Source organism: Staphylococcus equorum, assembly GCF_001747895.1.
Taxonomy (GTDB): domain Bacteria; phylum Bacillota; class Bacilli; order Staphylococcales; family Staphylococcaceae; genus Staphylococcus; species Staphylococcus equorum_A.
Window position 1 is genome coordinate 86,737 of sequence record NZ_LNNB01000018.1, and the last position, 17,610, is coordinate 104,346.

Below are 17,610 nucleotides of genomic sequence, written 5' to 3' on the forward strand. Positions count from 1 at the left end.
AACTTTTATTTTAACCTCTTTAAAACTTTTATACAATTATTGCCAACTCATTTCTATAGAAGTTAAACATACGCTACACATTCAACTATTCGAAGATAAACTAATATTCATCCTTTCAGTTGATATTAAGACAGCTAAATCCCCTATTACTTCACTAGATCACAGCTATTTCCATGTGTTTTCCTAGAAAAAATAGGACCTACAAAGCAGTCAGTCTACTTTGTAGGTCCTATTGGTTATTCTGATTCTGCTGTGTCGTCCTAAATTTAACATTCTATAGTACAGTCACGCTCATTTACGCTTGATTTTATAAACCTTTAAGAAATGGTATAAATTAGGTGCCCAATCATTAAAATTAACTAAAAATCCATCATGCCCTACATTGTCAGGTACAAAGAAATGTTTATGGTATTTGAAGCGTTGGCCAACTGCATAAACAAGATCATCAGGATAAAGTAAGTCATCCGCAAAGCCCATCGTCATCATCTTAGTATCCAGTCTACTGAACACTTCGTCCACGTCATCACGCCCTCTATCCACATCATGGCTGTCTAAGACGTCAAGCAGCGTTAAATAACATGCATAACTAAAGTGTTTCATAAACTTATCGCCTTGGTGCCTTTGATATGCAACCACTTGATCTGGCGAGAAGCGTTGTTCATAACTTTTAGACGAACGGTATGTTAAGAAGCCGAGTTGTCTTGCGATACTCATACCTTGTTCATGGTCTAAATGAATCGCTTGTCTCGCAATTTCATTAAATGCACGACTATATGAAGATGTTCTCTGTGTAGCAGCAAGTATAACTGCTTTATCAACCTCAAATTTACGGTTATATAATAACTCTACTGCTTGCATGCCACCTAAAGAGCCACCTATAAGTATATTAATACGTTCAAAGCCTAAATGCTCAATACCTAATTCAATTGCACGTACAATATCACGCAAAGTCAGTTGTTCTGGGAAGTCTTCATCCGTAAGCGCAGAACTAGAGCCAAATGGACTACCAATTACATTGAAAGTTAAAAACTGATAATCATTAATCGGCATATAACCACCATCAATAATACCTCTCCACCATCCAGGTTGTTCATTTGTGCCATATGTTAAGTGATTGCCTGTCAAAGCATGACACACGACCACAAGAGGTTGACCTTTCAATCCAACATGTTCGTAACGTAATTTTAAGTTTGAGATCGTTTCTCCTGACTCTGTTGTAAATGGTCCTAATTCTAATGTATCAACCGTATAATTCGTCATGACTTACCTCCTACTTAGTAAAAAAACTCCTCACTATTCAATAAGTAAGAAGTTGAAAATTACTTATCATTCGACTATATCGTTGGTTTTAGCACCGTACTTTATTTAGCCGGTTGCTGAAGCATCATTGGGCCAAATCCCTTAGCTTCTCGGAATAAGATTTATTTTAATTGTATTGCACTACATTACTACTATTGATGTTCCAACAATCCATTCATTTTTAAAAAATGTCGGAATTTTCTAATTATTGTCATTCTAACGGATAAAATGATTTACATCAATGAAATAATTAAAATACCCATCTTAATGCAGCCATAATAACAATGCCACCTATGATTGTAATTGTTAAACTACGTGTGATAACTGCAATCACTATTGTCGGGACCATCGTAATTAGAAACGGCACATTAACGCTATAACCCATCATGCCATCTTGTTGTTCAATCAAACCATCAATAACTAAAGCAGTAAATAACGTGATTGGTATAAACGACAACCATTTTACAACTCTTTCAGATAGTTTAATTTTAGATATAAGTAAAAACGGTATAATCCGTGTAAACCATGTCACAATACCACAAAGCAAAATAATAATAAGCATATGCGTCGTTGTTGTCATCGTTCCATCACCACCCCTAGTCCAGCTGCTACCGTAGAAGCAAGAATAATTGCCACGTAAGACGGCATAAAGAGACTTAGAAGAAGCATCATCACAATTACAGTAATGATCAATACAAAATACGTCTTGATGCGAGAGCGTTGAACTGATTCAAACTGTGACACAGCTAAAAAGATAAACATCGCAGCAATAGCGAAATCTAAACCTAACGTCTCTGGGTTGTTTATGTATTTTCCAAATATAGCACCAATAACACATGCAAATGTCCAAAACAAATAAGCTGTGATATTTAAACCATATAACCAACGATCGTTAATTTTTTCTCCTTTAAGATGTGGCGTAATTGCTACACCAAACGTTTCATCTGTAATAAGCGTTGAAAGTCCTATTCGATTTAATAAGCCGTATGATTGGTAACTCGGTGCAAGCGTCATACTTAGTAGAAACATTCTGGAATTTACGATAAATGCTGTTAACACAATCGCAGAAATCGGTGTACCTGCGATGACTAATGCACAAATGATGAATTGTGCAGCACCAGCATATACAAGTAAGCAGAGTAAGATAATTTCAAGCAAACTAAATCCTGAGGCTACAGCAACAATTCCAAAAGACAACCCTACCCCAGCGTACCCTAATAATGTAGGAACACATTCTTTCACACCTTGCTTAAAAGTTACATGCGCTTCCATTACCTCACTCCTTTCATTTTCAATTTTTAAAAACAATAGCTTAAGTTTAATATAAATTAGGCGTTTTATTCAATCACTTTAGCATTCCGTTTGTGTGACGGAAGACAACCCTCTGTTTTAAAAAAGTTTATTTATCAACGTTTTAAACTTTTCTGAATCTTATGAAATACTTTAGACTTACCTGTTATTTTCCACATGAAAAACCATTGAGGTTAATTACATAATTTTATAAATCCACTTAATTTTACCCCTCCCCTACCCCACCTCGATATAAATAAAGAGCGCAACAAAGGTCTTTGCTACGCTCTTTTAGCCATACTTATTTAATTTTATTTTACAGGACGGATCTCTGTTTTACCGCCCATAAATGGAACTAAAGCATCTGGTATTGTAATAGAACCATCTGCGTTTTGATAGTTTTCAACGATTGCTGCAAATGTACGTCCCACTGCTAACCCACTACCATTTAGTGTATGCACTAATTCTGGTTTAGCATTTTTATCACGTTTGAAACGGATATTCGCACGACGCGCTTGGAAGTCAGTTATATTTGAACATGAACTAATTTCCTTATAATCATTATAGCTTGGTAACCAAACTTCTAAGTCATATGTTTTACTAGCTCCAAATCCAATGTCACCTGTACACAGATTCACACGACGATAAGGTAGCACAAGTTCTTCTAAAATCGCTTCTGCATGATTTGTCATTTCTTCAAGCGCATCCCAAGAATCTTCTGGTTTTTCAAAACGAACCATTTCAACTTTATCGAATTGATGTAATCGAATCAGACCTCTTGTATCACGTCCGGCTGAACCCGCTTCACTACGATAACATGCTGATTGTGCTGTGAATTTAGCCGGTAAGACATCAGGACCTATAATTTCATTACGGTAATAATTCGTTAACGGTACTTCAGCTGTTGGAATTGTGTACAGCCCTTCTTTTTCAATTTTGAATAAATCTTCTTCAAATTTAGGTAATTGACCTGTTCCATACATTGAATCAGCGTTTACTAATTGTGGTACCATCATTTCTGTATAACCATGCTGTGTTGTATGTTTCGTTACCATATAGTTCATTAACGCTCTTTCTAATTGTGCACCTTCACCAGTTAAGAAGACAAATCTAGCACCTGATACTTTAGCACCACGTTCAAAGTTAGCCATTTTTAAATCTTCTACAAGATCCCAATGTGCTTTTTCTTCAAAATCAAAGTTTCTTGGTGTGCCCCAACGTTTAAGTTCTATGTTTTCTTCATCTGACGCGCCTACAGGAACATCATCTTGAATTATATTCGGAATACGAGATAATTTATTATTAAGATCTCTGTCTGTTTGGTTTAAATCGTCATCTAAGACTTTAATTTCATCTCCAAGTTTACGCATCTCTGCAATAACGTCATCTGCATTTTCTTTATTACGTTTCTTCTGAGCAATCTCTCCACTTACTTTGTTACGTTGCGCTTTCATTTCTTCAGCTTGGCTAATTAATTGGCGACGTTTTTCATCTAATGCTAAAATATCGTCAACTACTTGGACATCCATACCACGCTTTGTTACTTTTTCTCTAACTAAATCAGGTTCGTTACGGAATAATTTAATGTCTAACATATCGCATTCATCCTTTCAATTTTTAAAAATGTTTGGATAATAACACAAAAAAGACCACATCCCCTCTACAAGGGACGTGGTCTACGTGTTGCCACCCTATTTAACAGCCTAATTAGACTGCACTCTCCATAAATAACGGCCAAAGCCGGTTGTTCTTCTCATAGTAGGTAGATTCACACTAACGTTGATTACTTGTTCACACCAACCACAAGTTCTCTGAAATCAAACAATTAATACTACTTAGCCTACGAACAATAACTTATTAACTTGTTTTAAATATAGCAAATAACCTTATGTTTTTCAAGAGTGACAGTGCTGACGTCTATTATATCTCATTCATATACGCAGTATCGTGTAAATATTGCGATATCGCTGCGATATCTTTATGAAATTGTCTATCTTCTGTAATTGAAGGTATGATTTGGCGTAACGTTTGATATTTTTCATACGTTTTTGGTGATAGCTTATCAATATCTTTATATTCTACAGCTTGTAATGCAATAATCGTCTCTATCGCTAAGACACGTCGTGCATTCTCAACCATCATATAACCGTGACGAGAAGCGATTGTTCCCATAGATACATGATCTTCTTGATTCGCTGAGGACGGTATAGAATCGACACTGGCTGGATGTGCAAGTGTTTTATTTTCTGAAACTAAACTTGCTGCCGCATATTGCATAATCATTGCACCACTTTGTAAACCTGGTTGTGGACTTAAAAATGCAGGTAAGCCATTATTCAATTGTGGATTCACAAGTCTTTCTAGTCGACGTTCTGAAACATTAGCCAGTTCGCTGACTCCTAATTTTAAGAAATCTAAAGCAAAAGCAATCGGTTGTCCATGGAAATTACCACCCGATATCACTAGTGTTTCATCATCTTCATCAAATATAAGTGGGTTATCATTTGCAGCATTCATTTCAAATTCTAGTTTTTCTTTAACATAATTGAACACTTGGAAACTTGCCCCATGAATTTGTGGGATACAGCGTAAAGTATAAGCATCTTGCACACGTACTTCACCTTGTGTCGTTGTTAACTCAGAACCTTCTAACCAATCTAACATACGCGCAGCTACATCAATTTGTTCTTGGAAGTTACGTGCTTTATGTACCTTTTCATTGTAAGCATCTGTAATACCATTGAGTGCTTGATGTGTAAGTGAAGCAATCCATTCTGCTTGATAGCCTAGACTCTCTGCTTCTATATAGTTAATTACACCCTGGGCAGTCATCGCCTGTGTGCCGTTAATTAGCGCTAGCCCTTCTTTTGCTTGTAATTCTAGTGGTTTACGTTTCAAGTTATTTAAGACATACCGACTGTCTACCTCTTCGCCTTGGTAAAACACGTTACCTTCTCCAATCAAGGCCAATGCTAAGTGAGATAATGGTGCTAAATCTCCAGAAGCACCAAGTGAGCCTTGTTGAGGAACTACTGGCACAATTCTATTATTAATGAAGTATACGAGCTGTTCTACTAAATCTACTGTAGTACCAGAATGTCCTTTAAGTAGGGTATTTAATCTTAATACCATCATCACTAATGACACTTCTTCTGAAAATGGGTCCCCCATACCACATGCATGAGAACGGATAAGATTCACTTGTAATTGATTATATTCCCCTTCATCAATACGCACATCACTGAACAAACCAAAACCTGTTGTAATACCATAGACTGTCTCTTTATTCGCTATAATATTCTCTACTGTTTGACGGCTCTGCTTTACACGTTCAAAAGCTTCTTCAGTCACTTCCACCGTATCTTTCTCGTATAAAAATTTCTTGATATCTTCAATTGTAAGCATTTCTCCATTTAATTGTAATGTCATTTCTCCATCTCCCTACTTATGAATTTAATTCGATTAATTCGAGTATACGCTTACATTTTCAGCAGAACAATAGCTTTTGACATATCCGTAACATGGTATCAAATCACTGTTTTAATAGGGTAAAGGAGCATTAATCTTTATTTTAGAAAAGTTAATAATTTCTTAACAAGTTTACCTATTGACTTAAATGCAATGCGGGTTTATTATTTTCTATTGTATTAAAAAATAGCTTAAAAATTTCGAAAATAAAAACACTTCAATAGACAGCAATATTTTGCATGCATAATTGAAGATTTTAAAGTAGATTTATAATTACTTTTGTAATTTTAAACTCTGACTTTTACGTATATGATTCAAAAATCAATAGCGTTAAATTATCATGAATTTTAAAAGGAGGTTTCAATATGGAAACTTTATCATCGGTAAGCATTCCTAAACGTGAAGATGATACACATAAAGGTGATTATGGCAGAATCCTTTTAATTGGAGGTAATGCTAACTTAGGTGGCGCGATTATGCTTGCAGCGCGTGCATGTGTTTATAGTGGCAGTGGACTAATAACAGTAGCTACACATCCAACGAACCATGCTGCACTACATTCTCGTTGTCCTGAAGCAATGGTTATTGATATTAATGATACAAAAATGTTAACAAAAATGATTGAAAACACAGATTGTATCTTAATCGGTCCTGGATTAGGTTGTGATTTCAAGGGTAATAACGCAATCACATTCTTACTACAAAATATCCAACCGCATCAAACGCTAATCGTAGATGGAGATGCTATAACGATTTTCAGTAAATTGAAACCTGAAATACCTACTTGTCATGTCATTTTCACACCGCATCAAAAAGAATGGGAACGTTTAAGTGGCATTCCTATTGAGGAACAAACATATGAACGCAATCGTGAAGCGGTAGATCGGATTGGAGCAACTATTGTTCTGAAAATGCATGGTACGGAGATTTATTTCAAAGACAAAGATTATAAATTACCAATCGGTACGCCTGCTATGGCAACTGGAGGCATGGGTGATACCCTAGCTGGAATGATTACGAGTTTCGTCGGACAATTTGATGACACTCAGGAAGCTGTCACAAGTGCAACATACGCACATAGCTTCATTGGTGAACAGTTAGCAGAGAAAATGTATGTCGTTCCACCATCAAGACTTATAAGCGAGATTCCACATGCAATGAAATCATTAGAAAGCTAACTTATAACGAAAAAAAGACCTACCTTAATGAGGTAGGTCTTTTTATATGTGTATTTATCTTTAATCAAAGATTATTCTTCTTCGTTGTCATCGCTATCTGCATTATCGATATCTTCGTTAACACGATCCATAAAGTCTTCTCTTACTTCTTTACGGCCATCTTCTTCAGAGTTGTCATCTTCAACTTCTGTATGGATACCATTACCTGGTGTGTTATCTTCTACAACCGCTTCATCACTTGATGACGCATCTTGTGATTCAGAATCCGTTGTTTGAGCATTTGTTAAACCTGATTCAGTTGTTCCAGATTCTTCAGTTGCTTCAACTTCTTCTTCATCTTCTTCGTTTACTATAGCTACAGTAGATACAAATTGGTTATCATCTAATTTGATTAATCTCACACCTTGGGCTGCACGACCATTTTGTGAAATGTCATTTACATCAATACGAATAATAACACCAGAATTTGTTACAACCATCAAGTCTTCTTCTCCTGTGACTGATGTTATACAAACAATATTACCATTACGCTCAGTAATCGTAGCAGTCTTAATACCTTTACCACCACGGTTTGATAATCTGTAATCTCCTACAGGTGTACGTTTACCGTAACCATTTTCAGTAACGACTAGGATTTCATCATCTTGTTCCGCTTTAGTAACATCTAAGCCGACAACTTTATCGCCTTCTCTAAGCGTAATACCTTTCACACCTGCTGCTGTACGACCAAGTGGACGTAATGCAGTTTCGTGGAAGCGAATTAATGACGCATGCGCAGTACCGATAAGAATATCAGTTTCACCGTCTGTAAGACGTACTGCAATCAATTCATCATCATCTTTAAAGTTGATAGCAATCTTACCGTTTCTGTTTATGCGTGAGAAGTTGCTTAACGCAGAACGTTTAACTCTACCTTTTAGTGTTGCAAATACAAGGTAATCTTCTTCACTTTCTAAATCTTTAACGGCAATCATTGTACTGATAGATTCATCACTATCTAACTCTATGGCATTGACTACTGGAATACCTTTAGACTGACGTGAGAGTTCTGGTACTTCATAACCTTTAAGTTTATAAACACGACCTTTATTCGTAAAGAATAAAACGTGATCATGCGTGCTTAACGTTACAAGTTGGCTAACGAAGTCTTCTTCGAGCGTGTTCATACCTTGTACACCACGACCACCACGGTGTTGTGATCTATATGTTGAAACAGGTAGACGTTTAATATAGTTATTATGACTTAATGTAATAACAATTTGTTCTTCAGGGATTAAGTCTTCATCCTCAATATTATCAAGGCCACCAAGTTGAATTTCAGTTTTACGTTCGTCACCAAAACGATCACGAACATCAATGAGTTCATCACGCACGATTTGTAAAAGCTTTTCTTCATCTGCAAGAATTGCTTTTAACTCTTCAATATAAGCAATTAAATCATTGTATTCTGATTCAATCTTATCGCGTTCTAAACCAGTTAAACGTCTTAAACGCATATCTAATATTGCTTGAGCTTGGCGTTCAGTTAACTTAAATTGCTCTTGCAAGCTTGCCATCGCAATTTTGTCGTTATCTGATTCACGTATTACTCTAATGATTTCATCAATATGATCCAGTGCAATTCTTAAACCTTCTAAAATATGTGCACGGTCTAATGCTTTTTTCAAGTTGTATTCAGTACGTCTTCTTACAACTATTTTTTGATGATCTAAGTATTCAACCAATGCTTCTTTAAGCGTGATAAGTCTCGGTCTACCATTTACCAATGCAATCATGTTTACACCAAATGATGTTTGTAATGGCGTTTGTTTATACAAGTTATTTAGAACAACACTTGCGTTTGCGTCTTTACGAACATCAATTACGACACGTACACCTGTACGTAAACTTGTTTCATCACGTAAATCTGTAATACCTTCTATCTTTTTATCTCGAGCTAATTCAGCGATTTTTTCTATCATACGCGCTTTATTGACTTGATAAGGTACTTCAGTCACTACGATACGTTGACGTCCGCCACCGCGCTCTTCTATTTCAGCACGAGAACGCATTATAACTGAACCACGTCCAGTTTCAAATGCACGACGGATGCCACTTTTACCAAGAATTAAAGCGCCTGTAGGGAAATCAGGACCTTGGACATCTTCCATTAATTCAGAAATAGTGATGTCAGGGTTATAACTTAAACTTAATACGCCGTTAATAACTTCTGTTAAGTTATGCGGTGGAATATTAGTAGCCATACCAACAGCAATACCCGAAGCACCGTTAACTAATAAGTTCGGGAACCTTGATGGTAAGACTGACGGCTCTCTTTCATTACCATCATAGTTATCTATGAAATCAATTGTATTTTTGTTAAGGTCTCTCAACATTTCAAGCGTGATTTTAGACATACGTGCTTCTGTATAACGCATCGCAGCAGCACCATCGCCATCCATTGAACCAAAGTTACCTTGACCATCAATTAAAGGATATCGATAGCTGAAGTCCTGCGCCATTCTTACCATTGCTTCATAAATCGATGAGTCACCGTGTGGGTGATATTTACCCATTACGTCCCCAACGATACGTGCAGATTTTTTATATGATTTGTCAGGTGTCATACCTTGTTCATGTAATCCGTATAATATACGTCGATGTACTGGTTTTAATCCATCTCTAACGTCTGGCAAAGCACGTGAGACAATAACGCTCATCGCATAATCTAAGAACGATTCGCGCATTTCATTGGTTATATTTCGTTCATTAATTCTTGATTCAGGTAGTTCAGCCATCAAGATATCCTCCTTCAAAAATTCAGTTCATTGTATTAGAAATCTAAGTTCGCATAGACTGCGTTATCTTCAATAAACTGTCTACGATTCTCAACAACATCGCCCATCAACATTTCAAATACTTGGTCTGCTTCTATCGCATCATCTAGTGATACTTGTAGTAACGCTCTGTGTTCAGGATTCATTGTAGTTTCCCACAATTGATCCGCATTCATTTCACCGAGACCTTTGTAACGTGAAATCGACCATTTTGGACTTGGGTCTAGTTCTTCTTTAAGCTTATCTAATTCACGTTCGTTAAACACGTAATATTTTTGTTTACCTTGCGTCAATTTGAAAAGTGGTGGTTGCGCAATATACACGTATCCCGCTTCTAATAACGGTCTCATAAAGCGATAGAAGAATGTTAAAAGCAATGTTCTAATGTGCGCGCCATCGACATCGGCATCTGTCATAAGGACAATCTTGTGATAACGTGCTTTACTTAAATCAAATTCTCCGCCAATTCCTGTACCAAAAGCAGTAATCATTGAACGAATTTCATTGTTATTTAGTATTCTATCTAATCGTGCTTTCTCAACGTTTAAAATCTTACCACGTAACGGTAAAATCGCTTGTGTTTCTGAATCACGGCCTGATTTTGTAGACCCTCCGGCAGAGTCACCCTCGACGATAAAAATTTCACTTCGAGACGGATCTTTACTAGAACAGTCTGCAAGTTTACCAGGTAGACTTGAGATTTCCAAAGCAGATTTACGACGTGTCACTTCACGTGCTTTTTTAGCTGCAAGACGTGCATGTGATGCCATAATACTTTTCTCAACGACAATACGTCCGACTTGTGGATTTTCGTATAAGAATCTTTCAAATAGTTCAGAGAATAATTTATCAACGACTTGACGCACTTCTGAGTTACCAAGTTTCGTCTTAGTTTGTCCCTCAAATTGTGGATCACTATGTTTGATAGACACGACCGCTGTTAAACCTTCACGTGTATCCTCACCTGAAAGTCGCTCTTTATCTTCTTTGATTATTTTACTGTTTATACCATAGCTGTTTAGCACACGAGAAAGGGCACGTTTGAATCCTTCTTCATGTGTACCACCTTCGTATGTGTGGATGTTATTCGCATATGTTAATAAGTTAGTTGCATAACCTTTGTTATACTGTAATGCGATTTCAACCTCAATATCATCTTTTGATTCATGTACATAAATCGGTTCATCATGAAGTGGTTCTTTCGTTTCATTCAACATTTCTACGTAAGATTTAATACCACCTTCATAGCGATAAGAGTCTTCTCTAACTTCCTCTTCACGTTCATCTCTTAACGTAATTGAAATACCTTTATTCAAGAAAGCAAGCTCTCTTGTACGTTGTTGTAACGTTTCATAGTGATATTCTGTAGTTTCAGTGAATATTTCAGAATCCGCTTTAAAACGAATTACCGTACCAGAAGCCTCATCAGTTTCTCCGATAACTTTCAAATCGAATTGCGGTATCCCTTTTTTATAGGCCTGATGATAAATTTGGTTATCTTTGTAAACGTACACTTCAAGATCTTCAGACAACGCGTTAACTACTGATGAACCTACACCATGTAAGCCACCAGATACTTTGTATCCGCCGCCGCCAAATTTACCGCCGGCATGAAGCACTGTCAAAATAACTTCTACAGCAGGACGTCCCATTTTTTCTTGAATACCTACTGGAATGCCTCGTCCGTTATCAGTAACTTTTATCCAATTATCTTTTTCTATAACAATTTCAACTTCGTCGGCATATCCAGCAAGTGCCTCATCGATACTATTATCGACGATTTCCCATACAAGATGATGCAAACCTCTTGCTGAAGTTGAACCTATATACATACCTGGTCGTTTACGAACCGCTTCTAGACCTTCTAATACTTGAATCTGACCAGCACCATAATCTTCCGTGTTGTTCACATCTGACAATGCTTCCACCTTCACTTTCTATTACTTTATAATTTCGCCTTGGTTAATGCGATAAAGTTTAGCGTTCTTCATAATTTCATGCTCTATACCGTCGACTGATGTTGTAGTTACAAAAGTCTGCACTTTATGTTGAATTGTGCTTAATAAATGCGATTGACGTGAATCATCTAATTCACTTAATACATCATCTAGCAATAAGATAGGGTACTCTCCTACTTCGATATTCATTAACTCGATTTCTGCGAGTTTTATCGATAAAGCAGTAGTCCGTTGTTGGCCTTGAGAGCCATACGTCTGAGCATCCATATCATTTACATTGAAACCTAAATCATCTCTGTGAGGGCCGTATAAACAAACGCCTCTATCTTTCTCACGTTCCATATTGTCATTGAGTAAAGTTAAGACTTCTTCTAAGCGTTCCGTCTCACTTTTCTCTTCATTGTCGAGTTTTATACTAGGCAAATATTTTAATGACAACGTCTCACGCTCGTCCGTTATTCCAGAATGGATAGGCTTAGCTAGTGATTCAAGTTCTTTAATAAAATGTTCACGTCTGAGCGTAATTTTGAGTGCATACGCTGCAAATTGTTGATTTAAGACATCTAGCATTGTGCTGTCTGTCTTTTGACCATATTGCAGTTGCTTCAAATAATTATTTTTTTGTTTTAAAATTCGCTGGTACTGGGACAAATCATTTAAGTATACTGCAGAAATTTGTCCAAGCTCCATATCTATAAATCTGCGTCTAATTTGTGGTGATCCTTTGACAATATTTAAATCTTCAGGCGCAAACAATACGACGTTCAAGTGACCAATATATTGAGTCAGTCTACTTTGTTCCAAGTGATTAATTTTAACTTGCTTACCTTTTTTGGTTATAAACATCGTTAAAGGCATTTCACCGTATCTATAACTAAGTTCACCTTCTATTTTAGCATAGTCCATACCGAAACGTATAAGTTCCTTGTCATTGGACGTTCTATGACTTTTAGCCAATGCTAATGTATAAATAGATTCAAGGAGGTTTGTCTTCCCTTGTGCATTCTCGCCAATCAATATATTGACCTCTGGATGACAATCAAGGGTAACTGAATCATAGTTACGATAATTTTCTATCTGGAGTGTCTTTAATCTCATTCTTCACCTTGATGTAAAATAACAAATGAACCGACTTCTGGTATGACAATGCTATCTTGATGGTTTAACTTTTTACCGCGACGTGTTTCACGTTCGTCATTTATCAAGACATCAAAATCTTGTAAGAACCATTTTGCTTGTCCGCCAGATTCGATAATACCTTCTGTCTTTAGAAATTGCCCTAAAGTAATGTCTCCATCAACGATTACCTCTTCAACCAAATCAATCACTCCGTTTCTTTTAAGCTCACTAATATATTATACCTTTTTTCACGAAAAATTTCATGTAAAATACAGCATGTAAGCGTATTCTTCTAACTAATTTTCACTTCTTTTTAATAATTATGTACAAAGCCCGTTATAGCGGTTGTTTTACATGTAATATTATATCAAATTTCGAGTGATTTTATTCTGTTTTTTTGATTCTCTATCAATAAGTTCCAAATTTAATATGAAATTAGAGCAGCATTTTTAATATGTGCGATTTAAAATGACATTTAAAGCGTGTTTTAGACGCGTTATAAAATTTTATTGAAATACCCTAACAATTAACAATAAATGCTTATATTTAATCGCTCAGTGCCTTTAAAAATGAAATATACCTCTTAAAATACTTCTGAAATTTATTTTTTTCGTAAAAAGTGTCCCCTGCTTTATTTATATACACGTATATAGACAAGCGATTACTTTTGAATTTAAAAATTAAAAGAAAAAACCCCAGACAAAATAAATTGTCTAGGGATAAGTTATTAAGTTCTAATATGTTCTGATTGGCAGAATTAATTGTGTTACTGAATCATCGTCTTTGGGTTTTAAAATAAATGGTTTCATTGTGCCAAAGAATTCTATTTCGACTTCGTCATTATCGATTGCTTTTAATGCATCCATCATATATTTCGAGTTGAATGAAATCTTCAAGTTGCCACCATCAACGTTACTTGCTTTAACGTCTTCATTTACGGTACCAATTTCAGGAGATGTTGAAGATAATTCTACTAATTCATTACCAGTACTTAATTTAATAACGTTATTGCCACCTTCACGTGCTAATAATGATGCACGATCGATTGCATGATAGAATTCACCGTTATTAATGCCTAATTTAATTTCGTAATTCTCTGGGAATAAACGAGATGTATCAGGATAATGACCTTCTAATAAACGTGAAATAAAGTTCACATTGCCAACTTTGAATAGTACTTGGTTTGATGCAAAGAAGATATCAATCTCTTCTTCACTATCTGTCATTATTTTATTTAACTCTGATAATGCCTTACCTGGAATGATGACATTTTTATTTTCAGACTCATCTTCTAATACCACTTTTCTTACAGCCAAGCGGTGTGAATCAGTAGCCGTGCATATTAATTCACTATCTTGTATAAGCCAGTTAACACCAGTGAGTACTGGGCGTGTTTCTGAGGTGGACACTGCGAAATTCGTCTGTGCTATCACGTTTTTAAGTACTTTTACAGATAATTGAATCGCATCATCGCGAGAAACTTGCGGTAACAATGGGTATTGATCTGGATCTAAACCACTTAAGTTAAATTCAGAATGACCTGAAGTAATTAGTGTTTGAAATTGTTCATTTGTAGAAAGTTTTACTTCTTTACCAGGTAATTTTTTAATGATGTCTACGAAGAAACGACCAGGGAGTACGACTGATCCAGTTTCTGCAACTTCTATAATGTCTTCACCATCAACTTGTTTAGGTATAGTGATTTCGATAGATATTTCTGAGTCAGAACCAGTAAGTATCACTTCGTTATTTTTAACTTCAATTTTTATACCAGTTAATATTGGTAATGTAGTTCTTGGTGAGATGGCTTTTAATGTGTCATTTAATTGAGCAATAAAATAATCTCTTCTTATTGTGAATTCCATCTAATTTTCAAACTCCTTCCAGTCGTTTATATATAAATTATATAGGTTTTAAAACAGTAGTAATAGTAGTAGGGCTTGTGGATTACGGGATAACTTATATGAATTCAGGTGTGGCATTATTTAACGACTGTGGATAACTTGTGCACAGTGTGTATGACTTTTACACATTATCCACAATTCTCCAAAATTTATCGTTACTACGTTATTCCTCAATTTTCCTACAATTAATCTGTTATAGTACAGTTTTTTATTGATTTCTAATTTCTTTTTCCAAGTTTTCAAGTTCTTGTTTAAAAGTTGAATCACTACTTACTTCTTTAGCTATTTTCTCATGCGCATGGATAACAGTAGTATGATCACGGCCACCAAACTCTTCACCAATTTTAGGTAATGAGAAATCAGTTAGCTCACGTGATAAGTACATTGCAATTTGGCGCGGATAGGCAATGGATTTTGTACGTTTTTTAGCACTAAAATCTTCAATTCTCACGTTATAGTATTGTCCAACTATCTTTTGAATATCCTGAATCGTAATTTTTTTCGATTTTGGCGCTTGGATAATATCTTTTAACGCTGCAGCAGTTAATTCAGTTGTAATCGGTTGGCCTTGAAGTTTAGAAAATGCTAATACACGAGTGAGTGCACCTTCAAGTTCACGAATATTAGACTGGATTTGATTAGCAATATAAGTTAATGCTTCAGTTGGAATATTTAAATTTTCTTCTCCAATTTTTTTCTGCAAAATAGCCATTCTTGTTTCGTAATCAGGAGGCGTAATATCAACGATTAATCCCCATTCAAAGCGAGAACGCAAACGATCTTCTAATTTAGCAATTTCTTTCGGTGGTCTATCACTCGAAATAACAATTTGTTTGTTTGCTTGATGTAATTCATTAAAAGTATGGAAGAATTCTTCTTGTGTTTGCTCTTTATTTTGGATGAATTGAATATCATCTATTAATAAAACGTCAATATTACGGTATTTTTCTCTAAAACGCTCAGTTTTATTATCACGAATAGATTTAATAAATTCATTAGTAAATTTTTCACTAGACGTGTAAATAACTTTAGCATCAGGATTATTTTCTAATACATAATGACCAATCGCATGCATTAGATGCGTTTTTCCTAAACCAACGCCACCATAAATGAAAAGCGGGTTATAGGCTTGAGCAGGTGCTTCGGCAACAGCGAGACTTGCTGCATGAGGAAATCTATTGCCAGGTCCGATCACAAATGTATCAAAAGTATTGTGTGTATTGAATTGTTCGCCGCCAATGACAGCTTCATCTACACCCGGTGTATACTTTTTCTTTTGTGGAACGTCTGGATTCGTGTGTTGATTCTCACCTGATTTTAAACTCTCTAATTGATCTTCAGAATAGAAAACTGGCATAATTTCATGACCGATTGCCTCATATAATGCAGTTTGAATAATTTCAACATAATGCGTTTTTAACCAATTGGCAACAAATGGATCATCGATAACAACAATGGCTTCATCATTTTGCAATGAGTAAAGCTTAGTATCTTTAAGGAAAGTTTGATAGCTAGGATAACTTACTTTCTCTTGAGCCAAGGTTAGGACTTTTTCCCAAATTTCTTTTTCTGACATATGAATAAACTCCAACTTTCATAAATTTTAAAAGTTATACACAAAAACAACAGGTATAAATGAGACTAATCACAGCATGTTGATAATTATCCACAAGTTACACACAATCGGTGGATAACTATTTACTCCCTATGATTTATACACAGCTGTTTAGTATATAATTCAATAAAGTAAACCCTGTATCTATCAATATTTACATGACTTATCCACACAATTATACTTTTTAACAATGACCAATGTCAAATGACTGTGAATATGTTGTTAAAACGTAGATGACCTTGTTAATAACATATATATTATCCACAAAAATAGAAACCGTGACTGTGCATAAGTGGATAACTTTGAGGAATAAACAGTATAACAAAAATCGAACCATTTGTGAGCTTGGGAAATAATTTATAAAGATTGTATGGAAAATGTATAATGAAAAATGAAGGATAATGCGGATTGTTTTTTAGATAGTAATGTTTCTACTATAATAGGGGAGGTTAGACAATTTATAATCCAACACTTCCTTATATGTAATTAAATTGGGAAGTATTTTTAAATTGCCTATAAAATTGCAAAGACTCAAATTGATGCTTGCTTTATAAAATATATTTTGTTATATTGTAGAAGTTGCTTGAATTATGACTAGAAATTAATAACAGTTAAATCAAGACTTAAGAGCAGAAGCGTATATTAATTTATCTATTATAATAGTTAGATAACCGAATAAAGATGGAGGTGTTTTTGCATGGTAAAACGTACTTATCAACCAAATAAACGTAAACATAGTAAAGTTCATGGTTTCAGAAAACGCATGAGCACAAAAAATGGTCGTAAAGTTTTGGCGCGTCGTCGTCGTAAAGGCCGTAAAGTACTATCAGCATAAGATCACTGACTCATCAGTGGTCTTTTTTTTGGTTTTAATGAAGGAAAATGACAGGAAATTACGTTAATTTTCGTTAGTAATTTAAGAAAATTAATGATATAGATTAAACATATATATAAAACATAATA

General features: G+C 35.3%; 13 protein-coding genes, 1 riboswitch and 1 other annotated feature. Of the genes, 2 read left to right on the plus strand and 11 right to left on the minus strand.

Annotation, left to right across the window (positions count from 1 at the left end; genetic code table 11):
• Positions 1–291: 291 nt before the first annotated feature.
• The 5 genes from metX to hutH form a co-directional block, all read right to left on the minus strand.
• Positions 292–1,260 carry a homoserine O-acetyltransferase MetX gene (gene metX / locus AST02_RS08360; RefSeq protein ID WP_069817318.1) on the minus strand — a complete coding sequence of 323 codons (969 nt, stop codon included), beginning with the start codon at positions 1,258–1,260 and terminating at the stop codon, positions 292–294.
• Between the two features lie 60 nt (positions 1,261–1,320).
• Positions 1,321–1,421, minus strand: a riboswitch (SAM riboswitch).
• A 128-nt stretch (positions 1,422–1,549) separates the two neighbouring features.
• Positions 1,550–1,879 carry an AzlD domain-containing protein gene (locus AST02_RS08365; RefSeq protein WP_069817320.1) on the minus strand — a complete coding sequence of 110 codons (330 nt, stop codon included), beginning with the start codon at positions 1,877–1,879 and terminating at the stop codon, positions 1,550–1,552.
• On the minus strand, positions 1,876–2,571 hold the full coding sequence (locus tag AST02_RS08370) for an AzlC family ABC transporter permease (protein WP_069817322.1): 696 nt from the start codon (positions 2,569–2,571) through the stop codon (positions 1,876–1,878). Before AST02_RS08370 ends, AST02_RS08365 begins: the two co-directional genes overlap by 4 nt.
• Positions 2,572–2,900: 329 nt before the next feature.
• Positions 2,901–4,184, minus strand: coding sequence for a serine--tRNA ligase (serS, locus tag AST02_RS08375; protein WP_069817324.1), 1,284 nt, complete (start codon positions 4,182–4,184; stop codon positions 2,901–2,903).
• A gap of 67 nt (positions 4,185–4,251) precedes the next feature.
• Positions 4,252–4,440 (minus strand) — a binding site (T-box leader).
• Positions 4,441–4,509: 69 nt separating this feature from the next.
• The gene (gene hutH, locus AST02_RS08380; protein ID WP_069817327.1) at positions 4,510–6,018 is read right to left on the minus strand and encodes a histidine ammonia-lyase; all 1,509 of its coding nucleotides are present in this window, start codon (positions 6,016–6,018) and stop codon (positions 4,510–4,512) included.
• A gap of 404 nt (positions 6,019–6,422) precedes the next feature.
• Between hutH and AST02_RS08385 the strand changes: the two genes are divergently transcribed.
• Complete coding sequence (locus AST02_RS08385; protein ID WP_069817329.1) at positions 6,423–7,235, plus strand: NAD(P)H-hydrate dehydratase; 813 nt, start codon at positions 6,423–6,425, stop codon at positions 7,233–7,235.
• A 71-nt stretch (positions 7,236–7,306) separates the two neighbouring features.
• Here AST02_RS08385 and gyrA read toward each other — a convergent pair whose 3' ends face one another.
• The 6 genes from gyrA to dnaA form a co-directional block, all read right to left on the minus strand.
• Entirely contained in the window at positions 7,307–10,012 is a 2,706-nt protein-coding gene (gene gyrA, locus AST02_RS08390; protein WP_069817332.1) for a DNA gyrase subunit A, read from the minus strand.
• A 35-nt stretch (positions 10,013–10,047) separates the two neighbouring features.
• On the minus strand, positions 10,048–11,979 hold the full coding sequence (gene gyrB, locus AST02_RS08395) for a DNA topoisomerase (ATP-hydrolyzing) subunit B (RefSeq protein ID WP_176721542.1): 1,932 nt from the start codon (positions 11,977–11,979) through the stop codon (positions 10,048–10,050).
• A gap of 12 nt (positions 11,980–11,991) precedes the next feature.
• The gene (recF, locus tag AST02_RS08400) at positions 11,992–13,107 is read right to left on the minus strand and encodes a DNA replication/repair protein RecF (protein WP_069817336.1); all 1,116 of its coding nucleotides are present in this window, start codon (positions 13,105–13,107) and stop codon (positions 11,992–11,994) included.
• Positions 13,104–13,337 (minus strand): S4 domain-containing protein YaaA, encoded by a 234-nt coding sequence (gene yaaA, locus AST02_RS08405; protein WP_172793137.1) that lies wholly within the window; start codon positions 13,335–13,337, stop codon positions 13,104–13,106. Before yaaA ends, recF begins: the two co-directional genes overlap by 4 nt.
• Positions 13,338–13,862: 525 nt before the next feature.
• Complete coding sequence (dnaN, locus tag AST02_RS08410) at positions 13,863–14,993, minus strand: DNA polymerase III subunit beta (protein WP_065339128.1); 1,131 nt, start codon at positions 14,991–14,993, stop codon at positions 13,863–13,865.
• Positions 14,994–15,240: 247 nt separating this feature from the next.
• Positions 15,241–16,608 carry a chromosomal replication initiator protein DnaA gene (gene dnaA / locus AST02_RS08415; RefSeq protein WP_069817338.1) on the minus strand — a complete coding sequence of 456 codons (1,368 nt, stop codon included), beginning with the start codon at positions 16,606–16,608 and terminating at the stop codon, positions 15,241–15,243.
• A gap of 736 nt (positions 16,609–17,344) precedes the next feature.
• Here dnaA and rpmH point away from each other — a divergent pair.
• Positions 17,345–17,482 (plus strand): 50S ribosomal protein L34, encoded by a 138-nt coding sequence (rpmH, locus tag AST02_RS08420; protein WP_000240855.1) that lies wholly within the window; start codon positions 17,345–17,347, stop codon positions 17,480–17,482.
• Positions 17,483–17,610: the final 128 nt, after the last annotated feature.